General features: G+C 74.0%; 16 protein-coding genes and 1 riboswitch. Of the genes, 7 read left to right on the top strand and 9 right to left on the bottom strand.

All coding sequences use genetic code 11. The features are described 5' to 3' along the window. Positions 1-30 precede the first annotated feature (30 nt). The 4 genes from FGW31_RS14090 to FGW31_RS14065 all read right to left on the bottom strand — a co-directional run bounded on the left by FGW31_RS14090 (position 31) and on the right by FGW31_RS14065 (position 5671). The gene (locus FGW31_RS14090; protein WP_233288643.1) at positions 31-1950 is read right to left on the bottom strand and encodes a hypothetical protein; all 1920 of its coding nucleotides are present in this window, start codon (positions 1948-1950) and stop codon (positions 31-33) included. Positions 1951-2088: 138 nt separating this feature from the next. Then, entirely contained in the window at positions 2089-2883 is a 795-nt protein-coding gene (locus FGW31_RS14085) for a polysaccharide deacetylase family protein (RefSeq protein ID WP_233288644.1), read from the bottom strand. Further along, positions 2880-4583 (bottom strand): glycosyltransferase family 2 protein, encoded by a 1704-nt coding sequence (locus FGW31_RS35620; RefSeq protein WP_233452485.1) that lies wholly within the window; start codon positions 4581-4583, stop codon positions 2880-2882. Before FGW31_RS35620 ends, FGW31_RS14085 begins: the two co-directional genes overlap by 4 nt. A gap of 17 nt (positions 4584-4600) precedes the next feature. Next, entirely contained in the window at positions 4601-5671 is a 1071-nt protein-coding gene (locus FGW31_RS14065; RefSeq protein WP_373303481.1) for a GNAT family N-acetyltransferase, read from the bottom strand. Between the two features lie 352 nt (positions 5672-6023). On the opposite strand from FGW31_RS14065, the gene FGW31_RS14060 reads away from it, so the two are divergent. Next, complete coding sequence (locus FGW31_RS14060; protein ID WP_142193756.1) at positions 6024-6896, top strand: HAD family hydrolase; 873 nt, start codon at positions 6024-6026, stop codon at positions 6894-6896. On the opposite strand, the gene FGW31_RS14055 is transcribed toward FGW31_RS14060, so the two are convergent. Further along, on the bottom strand, positions 6860-7339 hold the full coding sequence (locus tag FGW31_RS14055) for a transglycosylase SLT domain-containing protein (RefSeq protein ID WP_142193755.1): 480 nt from the start codon (positions 7337-7339) through the stop codon (positions 6860-6862). The genes FGW31_RS14060 and FGW31_RS14055 overlap by 37 nt on opposite strands. Positions 7340-7342: 3 nt before the next feature. Next, a riboswitch (cyclic di-AMP (ydaO/yuaA leader) is annotated at positions 7343-7513 on the bottom strand. A 557-nt stretch (positions 7514-8070) separates the two neighbouring features. Between FGW31_RS14055 and FGW31_RS14050 the strand changes: the two genes are divergently transcribed. The 5 genes from FGW31_RS14050 to FGW31_RS14030 all read left to right on the top strand — a co-directional run bounded on the left by FGW31_RS14050 (position 8071) and on the right by FGW31_RS14030 (position 13151). Further along, positions 8071-9081, top strand: coding sequence for a polyprenyl synthetase family protein (locus FGW31_RS14050; protein ID WP_142193754.1), 1011 nt, complete (start codon positions 8071-8073; stop codon positions 9079-9081). A gap of 247 nt (positions 9082-9328) precedes the next feature. Beyond that, positions 9329-10552: a LolA family protein gene (locus tag FGW31_RS14045; protein ID WP_142193753.1), complete on the top strand. Its 1224-nt coding sequence runs from the start codon at positions 9329-9331 to the stop codon at positions 10550-10552. 41 nt (positions 10553-10593) lie between these two features. Further along, positions 10594-11649, top strand: coding sequence for an ABC transporter ATP-binding protein (locus tag FGW31_RS14040; RefSeq protein WP_233452484.1), 1056 nt, complete (start codon positions 10594-10596; stop codon positions 11647-11649). Beyond that, positions 11636-12505 carry an ABC transporter permease gene (locus FGW31_RS14035; RefSeq protein ID WP_142193752.1) on the top strand — a complete coding sequence of 290 codons (870 nt, stop codon included), beginning with the start codon at positions 11636-11638 and terminating at the stop codon, positions 12503-12505. Before FGW31_RS14040 ends, FGW31_RS14035 begins: the two co-directional genes overlap by 14 nt. A 46-nt stretch (positions 12506-12551) precedes the next feature. Beyond that, on the top strand, positions 12552-13151 hold the full coding sequence (locus FGW31_RS14030; protein ID WP_182675289.1) for a hypothetical protein: 600 nt from the start codon (positions 12552-12554) through the stop codon (positions 13149-13151). Between the two features lie 12 nt (positions 13152-13163). Here the strand turns inward: FGW31_RS14030 and FGW31_RS14025 are convergent, their stop codons facing one another. The 3 genes from FGW31_RS14025 to FGW31_RS14015 all read right to left on the bottom strand — a co-directional run bounded on the left by FGW31_RS14025 (position 13164) and on the right by FGW31_RS14015 (position 15690). Beyond that, positions 13164-13748 carry a flavodoxin family protein gene (locus FGW31_RS14025; protein WP_142193919.1) on the bottom strand — a complete coding sequence of 195 codons (585 nt, stop codon included), beginning with the start codon at positions 13746-13748 and terminating at the stop codon, positions 13164-13166. Positions 13749-14005: 257 nt separating this feature from the next. After that, positions 14006-15124, bottom strand: coding sequence for an amidase family protein (locus tag FGW31_RS14020; protein ID WP_233452483.1), 1119 nt, complete (start codon positions 15122-15124; stop codon positions 14006-14008). A gap of 71 nt (positions 15125-15195) precedes the next feature. Further along, a complete protein-coding gene (locus FGW31_RS14015; protein ID WP_325053528.1) occupies positions 15196-15690 on the bottom strand; it encodes a DUF6668 family protein in 495 nt (164 codons plus the stop codon). A gap of 173 nt (positions 15691-15863) precedes the next feature. Between FGW31_RS14015 and FGW31_RS14010 the strand changes: the two genes are divergently transcribed. Next, positions 15864-17537, top strand: a complete 1674-nt coding sequence (locus FGW31_RS14010) for a tetratricopeptide repeat protein (protein WP_142193749.1) — start codon at positions 15864-15866, stop codon at positions 17535-17537. Positions 17538-17575: 38 nt separating this feature from the next. On the opposite strand, the gene FGW31_RS14005 is transcribed toward FGW31_RS14010, so the two are convergent. Continuing rightward, positions 17576-18049 carry a VOC family protein gene (locus FGW31_RS14005; RefSeq protein WP_142193748.1) on the bottom strand — a complete coding sequence of 158 codons (474 nt, stop codon included), beginning with the start codon at positions 18047-18049 and terminating at the stop codon, positions 17576-17578. Positions 18050-18073 lie beyond the last annotated feature (24 nt).

The following is an 18073-nucleotide window of genomic DNA, read 5'->3' as shown; positions in this document are numbered from 1 at the left end:
CACAACGGGCGGGCCTTCAACGTCACTTGATCACCTTGTGGTCGTTCCTCGGGCGGCCGGGCGGTACTCCAGGACGACGCCGTAGGAGTGGCTTTCGACGGTCCGGAAGAGCGGTGAGGCGGACAGTGCGGTGCGCAGGGTCTCGAATCCGTCGGCGGGCAGCAGGCCCTCTCCGGCGGTGTAGACGTCCTGGGTGCGGGTGAGGATCACGTAGGCCCGGGTTCCGGGCGGAATCCCGTCGGCGAGGTAACCGGCCGGGTCCTTCAGCATCCTCTCGTTCTCGGGCAGTTCCTGCTCGGCGAAGAACCAGTGCTCCAGACGGTCGTACCGGTGCAGGGCCTCGGGGAAGGAACCGCTGGTGGCGAGGATCAGCGAGCCGTCGGGCGCGTTGTCCAGGGCCCGGACGACCAGCGCGGTCTCCTCGGGCGGCGTGTAGTACATCGTCTCCTTGCCGTAGTACGACGGCAGGAAGCCGGTCAGCAGCACCAGCAGCACGGCCGGCAGGGCGACGGCCGCGACCCGGCGCCGCGCCACCGGGGCCCGGCCGCGGCGTTTTCCCGCGGCGGCGGGCACCAGTGCGGCCGCGGCGAAGAAGGCCGCGCCGGGCAGCCCGAACAGGTAGACGCGGAAGAGCATTTCGCCGCCGTAGTCGTTCACGGCGAACAGCGGGACCGGGGCGGCGGACACCAGCAGCAGCGGCAGCGCGCTGCGGACCAGCCGGCGCCGCAGCAGCAGCGCGACCCCGGCGAGCGCGGCGACCGCCAGCACCATCAGCACGTTGGCCGTCCCGGCAAGTTCGGGCCCGGGACCGGTGAGCTGGCCGGCGTATCCGGCGCGGGAGTTCTGCGTGAGGTCGCCGATCGACTCCTTGAGGGTGGAGAGCGTCTCGACGAACAGCGGCCGCCCCATGGTCAGGTCCCAGACGAGCATCAGCAGCGCGGCGACGGCCAGCAGCCCGTAGTTGCGGTAGCGGCGCGTCAGGGTGAGCGCGAACAGGCAGATGCAGAGCATCACCGGGGTGAGCTGGTGCGTGGCGTTGACGGCGGCGATCAGCGGCGCGAGGACCACCACGCACACCGCGCGCTGCCGGTTCCCCGTGGGCGGCGGCACGGTGGCGGCGGCCGGGTCGAGGAAGGTGCGGTCGCGCAGCCGCCCGGCGGAGCCGGGTCGCACGAAGTGCCGCAGCACCACCGCGATGACCGTCAGGTGCAGCAGGTAGGCGAGCCCCTGCGGCGCGAAGTAGTCCTGTCCCACCCAGTTGGCGAGCTGGAAGATCCACACGGCGGTCCACACCAGCCGCCAGTCCTGGCAGAAGGTGCGGTAGATCAGCACGAGCACCGGCATCATCAGCAGGCCGAGGACGATCGGTGCCCAGTTGGCGTACGTGGCGGCGCTCTCCACGCCGAAGGCGCGCACCAGCCCGGCGTTGAGCGTGAAGAAGCCCGGCCACTGGTCGTACGCGGACATGTTGCCGGACAGTGCGGCGCCGGGCCGCAGTTCACCGTTGGCGAGCAGCGTGTCGACGACGGCGTCGTGCTTGGACGCCCACGGGTAGCGCACGGCGTCGTACAGCACCGCCGGCGGTGCCTTCAGCGCGAACAGCAGCGCGGCACAGTGCGCGGCCGGCCACCAGGGCGCGGTGCCCGCCCGCCGCAGCGTGAGCACGAAACCGGCCGTCAGGACCAGCAGGGACAGGTGGTAGGCGACCGGCAGGCGGTCCAGCAGACCGTAGTCGCCCATCTCCCGGAAGCCGATGCGGGGCAGCGCGTAGCACCACAGCGCGGCGGCCAGCAGCAGCGACACCAGGCCGGCGTCCGGCAGACGCCACCGGACCCGCCGGGGTCTGCGGCCGCCGTCGGCGGACCGCCCCGCGTCCCCCGCCTCGGCGACGGCCTCGGAGGTGGGCAGCGCGCTGCTCTCAGCGGTCGGTACGGGCACATGTTGCTGCACGCCGAGACTCCCCTCCCCCGGACCGAGTATAGGAATTACCCTCGTTTTTCACATCAAATTCGTCGGACTCGTGACCGGTGGGACCGCGGCCCCGTGCGCCGCCCTCCCGCCGCCCGCGCGGCGCGGGCCCGCCCCGGCTCACCCGGCGAAGGCCGGTCCGTGCAGGGCGGTGCGCGCCCGCCGGTACCAGCGCCAGGCGATCGTCTTCGGCCCGTCCCGGTACGGGGCGATGCGCGCGCCGTCGCCCGCGAGCCAGGTCTCGACGTCGGCGACGGTGTGGCTGCGGCGGACGATCAGCCGGGCGATGCGGTAGCGCTCGTCCTGTTCCGAGCTGAGCGCGTGCCGGACGGCGGTCGCCGTCTCGTATCCGGCGCGGGCGGCCGTGGCGCGCACGCGAGGGCTGTTGTAGCCGTGCGGGTAGGCGAGATGGGGCACCGGGTGGCCGAGGGTGTCCTCCAACACGGCCTTGGAGTCGTGGAGTTCGGCGCGCAGCTGCCGGTCGGTGAGCGTGTCGAGCTGGGCGTGGGTGACCGTGTGGCTGCCGATCTCCATGCCGGAACGTTCCAGCTCGGCGACCCGGTCCAGGCTCATCATCGGGGCGGGCGGCAGCAGACTGCGGCCGCCGGCGGCGATGGCGCCGGTGGTGAGGTACGCGGTGGCGGGCAGCCCGCGCGCGGCCAGGGCGTCGGCGGTGGGGCCGGGCAGGTCGGCGAAGCCGTCGTCGAAGGTGAGCAGCACCGGCCGGGGCGGCAGGGGCGCCCGCCCGGCCAGGTGGTCGGCGAAGGCGCTGATGGTGACGGGGGTGCGGCCGCTGTCGACGACCGCGTCGAGATGGGAGGCGAACGCCCGTGGTGTGACGGTGAATTCGGCGATCCACGCCGGCGGTTCGTCCATCACGGCGTGGTAGAGGAACACGGGCACGGCCGGACTCATCTCGTCCCCCTCCCCGCGCTTCCCGCGCTTCCCGCGTTCCCCGCGCTTCCCGCGTTCCCCGCGCTTCCCGCGCTTCCCGCGTTCCCCGCGCTTCCCGCGCTTCCCGCGTTCCCCGCGCTTCCCGCGCTTCCCGCGTTCCCCGCGTTCCCCGCGCTTCCCGCGATTCCCGCGTTCCCCGCGCTTCCCGCGCTTCCCGCGTTCCCCGCGCTTCCCGCGTTCCCCGCGTTCCCCGCGTTCCCCGCGTTCCCCGCGCTCCCCGCACTGTCCGTGCGGTTCGCCAGAGCGCGCCGGGCCCGCAGGTAGCCGACCGGCCCGTACAGCATTCCTCTGCGCTGCAGTCGCGACAGCCGGCGGGGCCACGGGTGCGTGCGGGTGGCGTGCGAGCCCGGTGCCGCGCCGCCGCTGTCCGCCGCGCGCACGGCGGTCAGCGCGCGGGCGTGGGCCAGGCCGCGCGGCAGCCGGGCGAGGAACGCCGGCAGCAGCGCGGGCCGGTTGACCAGGACCGCGGTGAGGTAGGCGGTGAGGCCGGCGCCGTAGCCGTACGCCTGGGTCTCCAGGTCGGCCCAGGTCTCGCGGTGGTGGTGCCACACCAGCGCGTACGGCGTGTAGTGCAGCCGGTGCCCCTGGGCGAGGACGCGGACGAAGCCGTACAGGTCGTCGCCGCCGCGGGCGGGTGTCCCGGCGCCGGTGGCCGGGTCGAAGCCGCCGACGGAACGCAGCGTCCCGGTGCGGAAGGCCATGTTGGCGCCGGAGCCGAAGCGGCCCGCGGTGAAGGGGAACAGCGGCTCGTCGCGGGGCGGGTCCGCCGGGTCGTACGTCGTCGGCGTGAACCCCTTGGCGAAACCGCCGTGGCTCTCCAGCAGCACCTGGGCCGGGGTGCGCAGCCGGGCCGGCAGGATCAGGCCGGTGGCGCAGCCGAGCCGGCGGTCGGCGGCGAAGGGCGCGGTCAGCTCGGCCAGCCAGCGCGGATCGGCGACCACGTCGTCGTCGGTGAACGCGACCACCTCGCCGCGGACCTCGGCCAGCCCTGTGTTGTGCGCGACCGCCAGTCCGGGCACCGGCTCGCACACGTACCGCACCCGCTCGCCGTACTTCCGCTCCACCAGCTCGCGCGTCCCGCCGGTCAGGGGCGCGTTGTCGACGACGACGATCTCGAAGCGCGGGTGCTCCTGCGCGAGCAGCGAGTCCAGGGCCCGCCCGAGCTGCGCGGTCCGCTCCCGGGTGGCGACCACGACCGAGGCGAACGGCAACCCCGCACCCCCGCCCGCCCCCACGGCCCCGGCACGAGCCCCCACGGCCCCGGCACAAGCCCCCACACGCCCGTCGGAAGCCACCACGGTCCCGTCGGAAGCCTCCACGCCCTCGTCGGGAGCCGCCACGGTCCCGTCGGAAGCCTCCACGCCCTCGTCGGGAGCCGTCACGGTCCCGGCGGAAGTCCCCGCGGTCCCGGCTGCCGCCGCCGTCAGCACCGCCCGTGGATCCGCGCCCTCCGGCACCCGCGCCAGCAGTGTCCCCACCGGTCGACCCGCCCGTCTGACCAGCAGGAACACCTCGCCGTGCGTGACCGGCGGGCTGCCCGGCCCGGGTCTGAGCGCCGCCTCGTCGCCGTCCAGGTCGATCTCGGCGACCTGCACCGACCCGATCGCCAGGAACCGCCGGATCTCCTCCCGCGTACGCGCGTCCCCACCCTCGTGGACCATGGCCCTCCCCCTCCTCCTCACGGCCGGCGCAGCCGCGCCGCGCCCTTCAAGGTCCGCGACGCCAGCGACGCCAGGCGCGGGCGGGCGCGGACGAAGCCGTGCGCGCGGCGCACCGGCTCGCGGCTCAGCCAGTGCAGCGCGGCGCCCACGCCCGGCCGGGTCACCGCCCCTTCGTAGACGGCGAGTTCGCCGGTCTTCAACGCGTCCTTGTACTCGGCCGGCCCACGCCCCAGGTCGAGCAGGCCGATGCCCTCGGCCGCCGCCGCCTCCGCCATCCGCAGATGCAGCACCAGACCGGGCGAGTACTTCGCGAACTCCGGGTCGTACGCCGGGAACCAGCAGGCCAGCACGGAGGCCGAGCGCAGACCGAAGTGCGCGGCGACGGGGCGCCCACCGGCGTACAGCACCGACAGCGTGCCCGTGCACTGGGGCGCCCGCGTCTCGGCGAGCCGGCCCACGAGACGGGCGATCCACTCCCGCGCGAACCGGTCCTGGCGCCCGGTCCTGCGGTACTGCGCGGACTTCCACTCCATGAGCGCGCGCAGCGCGGCCGGGTCGCGCTCGTCGAAGACGAACCGCACGGGCCCGGCCCGGCGGTCCAGCCGGCGCTCCTTGGCCAGGGTGGTCTTCAGGAACTTCGGCGACTGGGTGCGCAGCACCGACTCGTAGGTCTCGTAGCCCTTCTCCACGTCGATGACGTAGGTGGCGTGCTCCTCCGCCGCGTGGGGCACGAACAGGTCCTGGCCGGCCTCCAGGTTGTCGAAGGCGAAGCTCGACACCGAGCAGGCCCGCAGCAGTCCGCCGGTCTCCGGTGCGGTGCCGGGGCCGAGGACCGCTCCCTGGCAGTCCGACACCCCGAGCCCGATCGCCCGGCCCTGCCCCAGCGGGCCCCGCTCGTACGGCAGGAAACCCGCCGGCTCCGCCCCCTCGTACAGCACCGCGACCCGCGCCGGGGGCCGCACCCGGCCTACGGCGACGGCGAACTCCGGCTCCATGAAGGGGCTGCGCGGCGCGTCGGCCGCGGCGCGCAGTTCCCGCCAGCGCTCCCGTTCCCTCTCGCCGAGTTCCTCGGGCCTCAGCACGCGCACGCGTCCACCGCTCACCTGACCCCCCGATCAAGTCCCCCCTGGACACAGGGAAGGTACCGCCCGGGACCGGGTGGACGGTAGATAGCGGAGCAAGTTCTTGCCAAACGGGGAAAGCGGCACCAACCGGTCTCCGGACGGTCGCCAACCGGTCCTCAACGGTCCCCGGAGGACCCCGGACGGTCTTCGGGTGATCGTCGGGCGGAGGTTCGGGCGGAGGTGCCGTCCGACCGCGGCCGGTGGTCGTCCGGGCGGTGCGCGCGGGCGGGCGGCCCTCTAGCGCGAGTGGACGCGGTCGCGCAAGCGGTTCCGGGCATGGTGAATCGGACCGCCGCGTTGTCCGTATTCTCTGATCATGGCCGCACCCACCGCATATTCACTCATTGCCACCGACCTGGACGGGACGCTGCTGCGCGGCGACGACACCCTCTCCGACCGGTCCCTCGCCGCGCTCGCGCGGGCCGCCCGGGCCGGTGCCCGGCACCTCGTGGTGACGGGCCGTCCGGCGCCCAGGGTGCGGCCCCTCCTGGACGACCTCGGCAGCACGGGGCTCGCGGTGTGCGGACAGGGCGCGCAGGTGTACGACGCCGGCGCGAACCGGCTGCTGTGGTCCGTCACCCTCGACCGGGAACTGGCGGAGACCGCGCTCGGCAAGATCGAGGCCGAGGTGGGGGAGGTGTACGCGGCGGTCGACCAGGACGGCGTGGACGGGCTGACGCTGATCGAACCGGGCTATCTGATGCCGCACCCGACGCTGCCCGCCGTACGGGTCGAGCGGCGCCGGGACCTGTGGGAGCGGCCGATCAGCAAGGTGCTGCTGCGTCATCCGCGGCTGTCCGACGACGCGCTGGCGGCGGCCGCCCGGGAGGTGGTCGGCTCGCTGGCCACCGTCACCATGTCGGGGCCGGGCACCGTGGAGTTGCAGCCGTGCGGGGTCACCAAGGCGACCGGGCTGGCGCTGGCCGCCGAACACCTGGGGCTGAGCCCGAAGGGCGCGATCGCCTTCGGTGACATGCCGAACGACATCCCCATGTTCGACTGGGCGGCCCGCGGCGTCGCCATGGCCAACGCGCATCCCGAGCTGAAGGCCGTGGCCGACGAGGTCACCACGTCGAACGAGGACGACGGCGTGGCCGTCGTCCTCGAGCGGCTGTTCGGCGGGCCGGCCGTGCTCGGCCGGCAGCGGTCGGCTCAGTACGCGCCGAAGACGTTGTCGATCGAGCCGTAGCGGTCGGCGGCGTAGTTGCAGGCCGCCGTGATGTTCGCGACCGGGTCGTACGGGTCGAAGGGGGTGCCGGGCACGTGGTACGCCTGGAAGGTCGGGTCGATCACCTGGAGCAGGCCCTTGGACGGGGTGCCGGCGACGGCGTTGGAGTCCCAGAGGTTGATGGCGGCCGGGTTGCCGGAGGACTCGCGCATGATGTTGCGGTGGATGCCCTCGTAGCTGCCCGGGATGCCGTGCTGGGCCATGACGGACAGGGCCTCGCGGATCCAGCCGTCGAGGTTGTCCGGGTAGGCGGTCGGGGCGGTGGTGGACGCCGTGGTGTTCGCGGAGGCGCTGGTCGCGCCGAACAGCGGCAGTGCGACCACGGCGACGCCGGTGCCGGCGACGGCGAGGGAGCGGGCGAGGCGGCGGTTGCGGGCGCGGCGGTGCTGACCGTGTGCGGGCATGTCTGGGTTCCTCTCCTGCGCCTGCGAGGTGAGCTGTCGGGTTCGGGCGGGAGAGTGCCCGGCCGCGCCCCTGCGGGCGCGGCTTCACCCCCAGCCGTTCCGGTGCGGTGACCGGCACGGCGACTTACCTGGGTCCCCCGCTCCTGCCGTGGATGAGTTCGTCGGTGGGTGTGGCCGGACGGCGGCAGGACTCGGCGTCCGCCCGGCAGGCCGGGAACGTATGCGAGAGCACACGGCGGGAACAAGTGCGGGCGTCACGCGACATGCCGTCCGATCGCGGGACGGGGGGTTTGTGGCACTTGATCCTTTGCTGTCGCCAAGCGTCAACTCGGTGCCGCGGGAAGGGAGGAGGCGTGGGCCGGGGAGGGGCGGGCGCGCCCTGTGCGCGTGACGGACCTCACTGACCACCGGTCGTGGGAGCATTGCTCACCAAGCGGATTCCGTCTGCTAATTGCGGCAAATCGGGCTGCCGGGCGGGCAGGATGGTCCGTGTCGCGGAACGGCTCGGGTGCGGCCCGGGGAGTGGATCGCTGTGTCCGGGAAAGTCGAAGAATGTCCCTTGTTATCAACCGATCAAAATCGCTCCGTTCCTGATCTCGCGGCGCCCTCCTGGTAACCCCGGGCGCTGGCGGTGATCGAAACGTGACCGGATACGCTGACTTGAGTGAAGGCAGCGACCTATCGACAAACCGTGTAAGCGCCGGTAGACACCAGCAGACAGGAGACCCCTCGTGACCGTCGTCGGGCCGTTCGGGCTGAGCGTGCGGGACCAGGCTCTTCAAGCCGATGTCCAGGCCGGATTGACGGCTGTCGAGGAGGGACTGCTCGAGGCCACCAAGAGCGAGGTGCCCTTCATCACGGAGGCCGCCCAGCACCTGGTGCGGGCCGGCGGCAAGAGGTTCCGCCCGCTGCTCGTGATGCTCGCCGCCCAGTTCGGCGACCCCTACGCCCCCGGCGTCGTACCGTCCGCCGTGGTCGTGGAGCTGACCCACCTGGCCACGCTGTACCACGACGACGTGATGGACGAGGCCGACGTGCGTCGCGGCGTGCCCAGCGCGAACACCCGCTGGGGCAACTCCGTCGCGGTCCTCACCGGCGACTTCCTCTTCGCGCGGGCCTCGCACATCCTGGCCGACCTCGGTCCCGAGGCGGTACGGGTGCAGGCCGAGGCGTTCGAACGGCTGGTCACCGGGCAGATCCTGGAGACAGCGGGGCCGCAGGACGGCCGCGACCCGGTCGAGCACTACCTGGACGTCCTCGGCGGCAAGACCGGCTCGCTGGTCGCCGTCGCCTGCCGCTTCGGCGCGATGATGTCCGGCGCCGACGAGACGGTGGTGCACGTACTGACCCAGTACGGCGAGCGACTCGGCGTCGCCTTCCAGCTCGCCGACGACGTCCTGGACATCGCCTCCGACTCCCACGAGTCCGGCAAGACCCCCGGCACGGACCTGCGCGAGGGCATCGCCACCCTGCCCGTGCTGCGGCTGCGCGAGCGGGCGGACCGGCTGGGGCGGGCCGACGACCTCGCCCTGTGCGAGCTGCTGGACTCCGACCTCACCGACGACACCCGGCACGCCGAGGCGCTGCGGCGGCTGCGGGTCCACCCCGCGCTGGAGCAGGCCCGCCGGGACACCGTGCGCTACGCCGAGGAGGCGCGGGCCGCGCTCGCCCCGCTGCGCGAATGCGACGCGAAGGCGGCGCTCGTGCAGCTGTGCGACGCGGTCGTGCACCGCGCGGGCTGACCCGGCCGCCTCCCCAACTCCTCCTCGACCCCTACTGGTCGGGGGAGGAAACCACCCGCCGTGTCATACCGCAGCAGTACACGCAGTTGCGTCCGGGGTCTGACGATTCCGCGCCGTGCGTTTGGTCAGATGGACCACGACGGACAACACCACTTCTCACCGGTTCGGGTGAGAATGGCGGCTCGGAGTGGGACGGGTGCGAGGACACGCGACGGAAGCCGCCGCCGACCACGGAGGTAGGGCACACATGGCACCGTACGAATCCGACGACATGACGACCGCAGGGGAGGCCGACGAGCCGCGCTCGAGGCGGCGCAGGGCCGCGCGGTACGTCGTCCCGGTCACGGTGATGGGAGTGGCGGCCGCGACCATCGGGCTCGTCCCCGCCCTCGCCGACTCGGGCGACCCGGACCTGCCGGAGATCACCGCCGCGCAGCTCATCGAGAAGATCGCCGCATCGGACGTCGAGCAGCTGTCCGGCACGGTGAAGATCACCACGGACCTCGGTCTGCCGGACCTCGGCGGCCTGGAGGACAGCCTCGCTTCCGGCGCGGCGGGAAGCGGCGCGGGCGAGGACGGCTCCTCGGCCGACCCGTCGGCCAAGCTCACCGAACTGGCCTCCGGCACGCACACCCTGCGCGTCGCCGCCGACGGCCCGGACCGGCAGAAGCTGTCGCTCCTGGAGAACGCCGCCGAGTACAGCCTGATCCACAACGGCAAGGACGTCTGGGGCTACGACAGCAAGTCCAACGCCGTCCACCACAGCACCGTCGAGGAGTCCGCGAAGGACCGGGAGCACCAGCCCCCGGCCACTCCGAAGGACTTCGCCGAGGAGGCGCTGAAGGCGGTCGACGACACCACGTCCGTCACCGTCGACGGCACCGCGCAGGTGGCCGGCCGGGACGCGTACAAGCTGGTCGTCAAGCCCAGGCAGTCCGGCTCCACGGTCGGCGCGATCAGCATCGCCGTCGACCACAGGACCGGCATGCCGCTGAAGTTCACGCTCACCCCGGCGAGCGGCGGCGCGGCCGTCGTGGACGTCGGCTTCACCGAGGTGAGCTTCGACAAGCCGGCCGCGTCGACGTTCGAGTTCACCCCGCCCAAGGGCGCCGAGGTGACCGAGGACAGCGCGCCGGAGCACGGCCGGAAGCACTCCGCGAAGCCGGAGAAGGCGCCGAAGTCGCAGGAGGACCTGGCCAAGGGCCTGGACGGCCTGAAGATGCTCGGCGAGGGCTGGAACTCCGTCGCCACCTTCGACAGCGGCAGCGAGGGCGGCCTGCCCACCGGTGAGGCGGGCGGCGACCTCGATGGCTTCCTCGGCTCGCTCGGCGACCAGGTCAAGGGCGACTTCGGCACGGGCACCGTGTTCAGCACCCGCCTGATCAACGCCCTGATCACCGACGACGGCACGGTCTACGTGGGCGCCGTCACCAAGGACGCGCTGGTGAAGGCGGCCGACGCGGGCAAGTAGTCCCCGCGGATCCGTGACATGTGAGGGGAACGAGGGAGCCGATGGGCGAGGCGTCCGCCACCGAGCGGGACGGCACGCGACCGGACGGCACGCGACCGGACGGCACGCGACCGGACGGTCCGCACGCGGGGCCGGTCGCGGACGCCGGTGGCGGCGACGGTGACGGTGGCGGTGTCATCGTCACCCGCGCGCTCACCAAGCGCTACCGCGGCGGACAGCTCGCCGTGGACGGTCTGCACCTGACCGTCCCGGCGGGCAGCGTCTTCGGCTTCCTCGGCCCCAACGGGTCCGGCAAGACCACCACCATCCGCATGCTGATGGGCCTGATCGAACCGACCTCCGGCACGGCGCACGTCCTGGGGCGCCCCATGCCGCGCTCCGCGCGAGCCGTACTGCCGCACGTCGGCGCCCTCATCGAGGGCCCGGCCCTGTACGGCTTCCTCTCCGGCCGGGACAACCTGCTGCGCTACGACGCCGCCGACCCGACCGCCGACCCCCGCACCCGGCACGCACGCGTCGCCGCCGCCCTGGACCGGGTGGGCCTGACGGCCGCCGCCGGCAAGAAGGCGAAGGCGTACTCGCTCGGCATGAAGCAGCGCCTCGGCCTCGCGGCGGCCCTGCTCCGGCCGCGCCGGTTGCTCGTGCTGGACGAGCCGACCAACGGCCTCGACCCGCAGGGCATGCGGGAGATCCGCACGCTCGTCCGCGAGCTGGCCTCCGACGGCACCACCGTCTTCCTCTCCTCCCACCTGCTCGACGAGATCGAGCAGGTGTGCACGCACGCCGCCGTGATGGCCCGCGGCCGGCTGCTCACCCAGGGCCCGGTCGCCGAACTGTCCGCGGGCGCCCGGGGCCGGCTGGCGGTGACCACGCCGGACGCGGCGGACGCGGCCCGGGTGCTGAAGGAGCAGGGGGTCGCGGATGTCGTCGTGGCGGAGGAGCGGGTGAGCGGAGAGGTGCCCGAGCGGGACCTCGCCGAGGTGAACGCGGCGCTGGTCGCGGCCGGCGTCCGGGTGCGCGGCTTCGGAGTGGAACGGGCCTCGCTGGAGGACGCGTTCGTGGCGCTGACCGGGGAGGGCTTCGATGTCGCGGGCTGAGACGGCGGGCAGGGTGAGCCCGCTGTGGACGTTCGGGCTGTTCCGCAGCGAACTGCTCACCACCTTCCGCCGCTGGCGCACCCTCGCCCTGCTCGGGGTGCTGGCCGCCGTGCCGGTGCTGGTCGGCGTCGCCGTGCGGATCGAGACCGGCGGCGACGGCTCGGCGGGCGGGGGTGGCGGGGGAGGGCCGGCGTTCATCTCGCAGATCACCAACAACGGCCTGTTCCTCGTCTTCACCGCACTCGCCGTCACCCTGCCGTTCTTCCTGCCGATGGCGGTCGGAGTGGTCGCGGGTGACGCCGTCGCGGGCGAGGCGAACGCCGGCACCCTGCGCTACCTCCTGGTCGCCCCCGCCGGACGCAGCCGGCTGCTGCTCACCAAGTACGCGACGGTCATGGCCTTCTGCCTGGTCGCCACGCTCGTGGTCGCCCTCTCCGCGCTGATCACCGGCGCGCTGCTGTTCCCGCTGGGCGATCCGACGACCATCTCCGGCACCCGCATCGGCTTCGCCGAGGGCCTGGTCAGAGCCCTGCTGATCGCCCTGGTCGTCGCCCTGTCACTGATCGGGGTGGCGGCCCTCGGCCTGTTCGTCTCGACGCTGACCAACAGCGGCATCGCGGCGATGGCGACCACGGTCGGACTGCTGACCACGGTGCAGATCCTCGACCAGCTCCCGCAGTTGCACGCCCTGCACCCCTACCTCTTCTCGCACCACTGGCTGTCCTTCGCCGACCTGATGCGCGAACCGGTCTACTGGGACGACCTGACGAAGAACCTCGGCCTCCAGGCCCTGTACGCGGCGGTGTTCGGCTCGGCCGCCTGGGCGCGGTTCACGGCCAGGGACATCACCGCCTAGGAAAAGCGTTGGCCCGGGGCCGCGGGCCTGTGTGACCGTTCGGCCCATGGGCAACTCGAGGGCGTACCCCGTCTTCCGCACCACCGACGCGGCGGAGGCGTACCGGCAGGCCAAGCGGCTGTGCGCGCTGCTGGAACACATCGACGACGCCACCTGGCTCTTCGCGGTGATGCGGACGCCCAGCGAGGTCAGGGCCATGGCCGGGCTCGTCCCCGAGGGGTCCTTCGAGTACGACGACTTCCGCACGGATCCCGCGACGGGTGACCTCCTCCGCTTCGACCTCGACGTGACGACGCTGGACGACGCCGAACTGGCGACGCACCTGCCGCTGTCCTTCACAGAGGACGTCGTGCGCGGGGACGGGACGGTGGAGGAGCGGTTCCTGGCCGCTCTCGGCGAGGGCGTGGCGGCCATGGAATGGAACGGCCGCTGGCCCGACGACCCCGAGATCGACTCGCTCGGGCACTGGAACCACGACGGCGTCCAGATCGTGTTCCACGGCGACGAGGCCCAGTACGGCGACACCTGGACCGAGGACCACACCGTCTTCGTCCACGTGACCAAGTACGGCGATCCCGAGCGCGCCCAGAAACTCGCCGCCCACATCGGCAGCGAGGTCCTGGGCGAGGAGCAGCTCGGCTGGTGAGGCGGTGCCGGGTCAGCCGGCCTCGTAGGGGAAGCGGGCCAGGGGCGCGTCCTGCGCGAAGAACGTCTTGGCCCGCGCCAGCGCCTCCGTGTCCCTCAGCACGTCACCGGGCTTGCTGCCGTTGCCGAGCAGGACGCCGCCGAAGCGCATGCCCATGTAGGCGGCCGAGTTGTTGAGCGTGCCGATCAGGGGATCGGCGACCTCCTGCTCCTCGTGGGCGAGCGCGGTCACGCCCCACAGGGTGCGTCCGGCCATGGTCGCCTTGAAGTCCAGGCCGGGGGTGCGCAGCCAGCCCGACCAGTGGTCGAGGTAGCGCTTGGTGTGCGCGGACACCGAGTACCAGTACAGCGGCGAGGCGATGACGACGTCCGTCGCCGCGAGGGTCGCGTCCAGCACGTGTGCCACGGGGCCCTCGGTCGGGCGGACGTGGTCGCTGTCGTGGCGGAGGTCCTCGAAGTCGGGCAGGGGGTCGGCGGTGAGGTCGATCCACTGCTGCTCGACCTCCGGGGGCAACTGCTCGGCGGCCCGGCGGGCCAGCAGTTCGGTGTTGCCGTCGGCGCGGGCGCTGCCCAGGACGAAGAGGAAACGGCGGGTCATGGTCATCCCCCAGATAGTCGGCGTGCATCAATTAGGAGCACGTGCATCATATGCGCATGCAACTACATCGCCAAGGGGTGCCGCTCGGGCGGTGCGGTTCCGGAACGTCTGAGGCGTGGGTGGCGCGGCCCGGAGGCCGACGGGTGCCGGAGGCGCGGTCGCAGAGGATCGGCAGGGTGCCGGAGGCGCGGTCGCAGAGGACCGGCGGGGTGCGGGCGGGCGCCGTCGACGAGGACCGGCGGAGCAGGCGGCGCGGCTCAGGCGGCGGCCGTGCGGAGCTCCGCCTCCTGCGCCGCGGCCAGCAACAGCGCCTCCCGCCCGGGTCCGGCCACCAGTTGGAGCCCGGCGGGGCAGCCGTCCGCGCCGAACCCGGCCGGCATGCTCAGCGCCGGATGCCCGCTGACGTTGAACGCCCAGGTCAGCGCGGTGGAGTAGACGTCCCCCGGACCGTCGTGGCCGTGCGGTGGGGTGGGGGTGGTGGGGGTGAGCAGCAGGTCGGCGCCCGAGAAGAGCCGGTCCAGACGCCGGTCGTTCTCCGCCCGGATGCGCCGGGCCTCGGCGAGATCGGCACCGGGAGTGCGCAGCGCGAGCCAGGCCGGAGCCGGGTCCAGCAGCAGCGGCGGCGCCGGAGGCCGTACGAGCCGTACCACGCCGGCGTCGACGAGCCGGTCGGCCGCCGCGCGGGCCAGAGCGACGGGCTCCGGGTCGGGGTCCGCGAAGCCGAGGTCGGGGGACCAGACGGCGGTCACGGGGAAGGTGACCGGGGCCGCGTCGTCGACCGGCTGCCGCGTCACGACCCGCCACCAGGCGGCCGCGTCCGCCGCCGTGCGGGTGAGGACACCGGGCGTCGCGAGGCCCGTACGGTCGGGCGAGGGCAGCCGCCCGGCGGTCACCTTCAGGCCGACGACCCCGCACCACGCCGCCGGGATCCGCACCGACCCCGCCCCGTCGCTGCCCGTCGCCAACGGCACCAGCCCGGCCGCCACCGCCACCGCCGCCCCGGCCGAGGAGCCGCCCGGTGTGCGGTCCGCCCGCCACGGATTGACGGTGACGCCGTGCTGCCCGAGCCCCCAGGTCTGCCAGGGCGTCCCGGGACCCGGCACCGACGTGGCGCCCACGGCGACACAGCCGGCCGCGAGCAGCGGGCCCGCCGCCCGCAGCCCGGCCCGCCCCTTGACGGCGACCGGCACCCCGGCCAGCGGCAGCGCGCCGCCCTCCGCCGCGCCACCCGCGACCCGCGCGTCCAACTCACCGGCCCGCCGCAGCGCCTGGTCGCCCCACACCTCGAGGAACGCGCACAGCACCGGATCGGCCCGACCGATCCGCTCCAGCGCCTCCGCGACCACGTCCACGGCCCGCAGTCGCCGCTCCCGCACGGCGGCCGCGATCTCCTCGGCCGACGCGGCCCCGTAGCGCCCGCGCCGTCGGACGCCCGGCAGGTCCGTGCTCAGCGCGGCCCGCCCGTCAGGCGGGCCAGTGGTTCCGTCTCGCGGGGCGGACGGCCGGTCAGGTCGCCCAGCCGCCACTCGGGCACCCACGGCACCCGGTACACGTCGATCAGCGCCTCGACGGTCCGCAGCCGCTGCACGAGCGGACGCGGCAGACGTCCCGGCGCGTCCGCCACCAGCACCACGGCGTTCAGGTCCAGCCCGTGCGGTGCCTCGCCGCGCCGGAACACCTCCACGGCCGGCACCACCGCGTCCAGCCCGGCCGCGTGGGTGCGGGCGACGAGCAGCACGGACCGCGGATCGGCGGGGCCCGGCCAGGCGCGGCCGCTGTCGTGGCCGCCGTAGACCGCGGCGAGTGTGGAGACGCCCGCGCCGCCGTGCAGCCCGACCCAGGAGAAGGCCCGGGCGGTGGCCCGCGGGTGGGCGGGCTCCGGCGGCGCCGTTTCCGGCACGGCCACCGGCCCTCGGATCCAGATCTCGGGTCCCTGTCGCATGCCTGTCCGCATGCCCCCTCTCCTGCTCGCCCTCCTCGATCTTCATGCCGCCGGGCGGGGAGTAAGGCACCGGGGCCGGTCGTTGGGACGAGGCTGTGACATCGCGGTGACGTGAGAAGCGCGGGCGAGCGGACAGACTCGACGGTAGGTGTACGACCCCGAATGAGGGAACGATGTCTCGACTCAGCCGCGAGAAGAAGCGGGAACAGCAGCGGGCCGCGCATGCGGCGAACCTTGCGGCAGCGCCGATCGACGTCCGTGTCCCCATCGGCGGAGAGGTTGCGTGCACGGCGTCGGTCGGCGGAGTGCCCGTCATCGCGGGGCCCGGCGAGGAGATCCAGCAGGCGGTGCTGGACCGCCTCCACCGCATCGCCATCGCCTCCGGCCACGCCGTTCTCGCCACCGTCCACGACGAACGCCTCGGCTGTGTCGTCCCGCTCCGGGTCGACCCGGACGGCTCCAGCCACTTCACGGCGCAGCCGGCGCCGATGGGACCGAACGCGCCGACGGCGGAGCGGACCGGGGAGCGCGAGCGCGGCCAGGACGCGGAGGAGCCCAGGGACCGGCGGCCGGCGTGGAGCGGGGAGCCCGCGCGGACGTCCGGCGCCGACCGGCCGACGCACCTGCTGCGCCCGGTCCCCGAGCCGCCGGCACCCATGGGGCCGGTCGCCCGACCCGAGTCCGGGTTCGCGCCCGAGCCCATGACCCCGTCCGAGCCCGCGGCCCGGCCCGAGCAGCCCGTGGCCCGGCCCGGGTCGGTCGCCTCGCCCGGATCCGTACGCGCACCCGAGCCCGTGGGCCGCCCCGAGCCCGTACGCGCACCGGAGCCCGTGGGCCGTCCCGAGCCCGTACGTGCACCGGAGCCCGTACGCGCCTCCGAGCCCGTACGCGCACCCGGCCCCGCGACCCCGCCCAGGCCCGCGCCCGCGACGCCGCCCGCGCCCGCGACCTCGCCCGCGTCCGCTACGCCGCCCAACTCCGCGACCCCGCCCAACCCCGCGATCTCGTCCGAGCCCGTGGCGGAGTCGGCGCCGCCGCCTCCGGTGAGTGACAGCACGCCCACCTTCAAGCTCCGTCCCCTGCCCGGATCCGGGTCGCCCCGGGACGCCGTACCGACGTTCCGGCTGCGGGCCCTGCCCGAGCCGGCGGAGGCGACGCCGCCGGGGACGGTCGCGCCGCCGACGGGCGAGTTCGGCCCGCCGCCGGCCATGGACACCGGACCGCAGCCGGCCGCCGCCCCGCCCCGCACCCCAGGCCGGGCCCCCGCCCCGGCTCCCGACCTCGTCTCCGAGCCGCTGCTCGACCCCGATCCCAAGCCGACCCCGCCGCGCGGCTTCGACGCCGTGGCGGAAGCCGTGCTCGGCGACGAACCGCTCGCCGCCGACGGCGAGAAGCACCTCGCCGAACCCATGGCACGGGTCAACGACGCCGTCCGGGCCGGCCGGATCGACACCGCGGCCCGGCTGGCCGAGGAGACCGTCGCGGAGGCGTCCGGCACGCTCGGACCGGAGCACCCGGAGGTGCTGCGGCTGCGCGAACTCACCGCCTACATCGCCTACCTCGCCGGTGAGCCGCTGCGCGCCTACCGCCTCTCCGTCGACCTCGCCCTGATCTGCCGGCGCGCCGGGGACGCGGAGGCCGCGTACGGCAACGTCCGCAGCGCCGCCACCGCCTGGCGCGCCGTACGCGACCCGGGGCTCGGACTGGAACTCGGGCACGAGCTGATCGCGCTGTGGACCGAGCTCGCCACCGAGGCCGGACCGGCCGCCGACGAGATCGAGGAACTGGAGTCCGCCCGCGCCCGCATGGGACGGCTGACCGAACGGGCGGGCCCCCGGCAGCCCTGAGCCGGCCCCCGCCCCGGCCGTCCGGCGTTCCGCCGTCCTCAGTGCAGGCAGAACTCGTTGCCCTCGGGGTCGGCCATCACCAGCCAGCCTCCGGACGGCTCCTCGACCCGCCGCAGCATCCGCGCGCCGAGCCGCTCCAGCCGCGCCAGCTCCTCCTCGCGGCGTCCCGCACCGGGATGCAGATCGAGGTGGAGCCGGTTCTTCACCGTCTTCGCCTCCGGCACCCGCTGGAACAGCAGCCGCCGTCCCCGCCCGGTGCCGGTCTCCTCGTCGTACGGGTCGTCGGGGTGCCGTACCGCGGCGAGGTCGCGCCAGGCGTGGCGGCCGTGCGACTCGACGGTCAGGTCGGCCGGGACGGCACCGGCGGCGAGCAGCTTCCCGATCAGCACGCTGTTGTCCTCGACCACGTACCGCAGGGCCGCGGCCCAGAAGTCGGCCTGGGCGTGCGGGTCGGCGGAGTCGATGACGATCTTCCAGTGCACCGGCGTGGGCGGGGTGGGCGTCTGCGTCATGGGACCAGTTATAGGCCGCGGCAC

This window comes from Streptomyces calvus, from assembly GCF_006782915.1.
Classification (GTDB): Bacteria; Actinomycetota; Actinomycetes; order Streptomycetales; family Streptomycetaceae; genus Streptomyces; species Streptomyces calvus.
This window is presented reverse-complemented; position numbering and strand designations above follow the sequence as displayed.

Excerpts from the sequence above, each read along its gene's own strand:
- FGW31_RS35620 (WP_233452485.1), bottom strand. The coding sequence starts at position 4,583 with ATGGTCCACGAGGGTGGGGACGCGCGTACGCGGGAGGAGATCCGGCGG.
- FGW31_RS14035 (WP_142193752.1), top strand. The coding sequence starts at position 11,636 with ATGTCGCGGGCTGAGACGGCGGGCAGGGTGAGCCCGCTGTGGACGTTC.
- FGW31_RS14060 (WP_142193756.1), top strand. The coding sequence starts at position 6,024 with ATGGCCGCACCCACCGCATATTCACTCATTGCCACCGACCTGGACGGG.
- FGW31_RS14005 (WP_142193748.1), bottom strand. The coding sequence starts at position 18,049 with ATGACGCAGACGCCCACCCCGCCCACGCCGGTGCACTGGAAGATCGTC.
- FGW31_RS14055 (WP_142193755.1), bottom strand. The coding sequence starts at position 7,339 with ATGCCCGCACACGGTCAGCACCGCCGCGCCCGCAACCGCCGCCTCGCC.
- FGW31_RS14085 (WP_233288644.1), bottom strand. The coding sequence starts at position 2,883 with ATGAGTCCGGCCGTGCCCGTGTTCCTCTACCACGCCGTGATGGACGAA.
- FGW31_RS14015 (WP_325053528.1), bottom strand. The coding sequence starts at position 15,690 with ATGCGACAGGGACCCGAGATCTGGATCCGAGGGCCGGTGGCCGTGCCG.
- FGW31_RS14045 (WP_142193753.1), top strand. The coding sequence starts at position 9,329 with ATGGCACCGTACGAATCCGACGACATGACGACCGCAGGGGAGGCCGAC.
- FGW31_RS14040 (WP_233452484.1), top strand. The coding sequence starts at position 10,594 with ATGGGCGAGGCGTCCGCCACCGAGCGGGACGGCACGCGACCGGACGGC.
- FGW31_RS14030 (WP_182675289.1), top strand. The coding sequence starts at position 12,552 with ATGGGCAACTCGAGGGCGTACCCCGTCTTCCGCACCACCGACGCGGCG.
- FGW31_RS14010 (WP_142193749.1), top strand. The coding sequence starts at position 15,864 with ATGTCTCGACTCAGCCGCGAGAAGAAGCGGGAACAGCAGCGGGCCGCG.
- FGW31_RS14025 (WP_142193919.1), bottom strand. The coding sequence starts at position 13,748 with ATGACCCGCCGTTTCCTCTTCGTCCTGGGCAGCGCCCGCGCCGACGGC.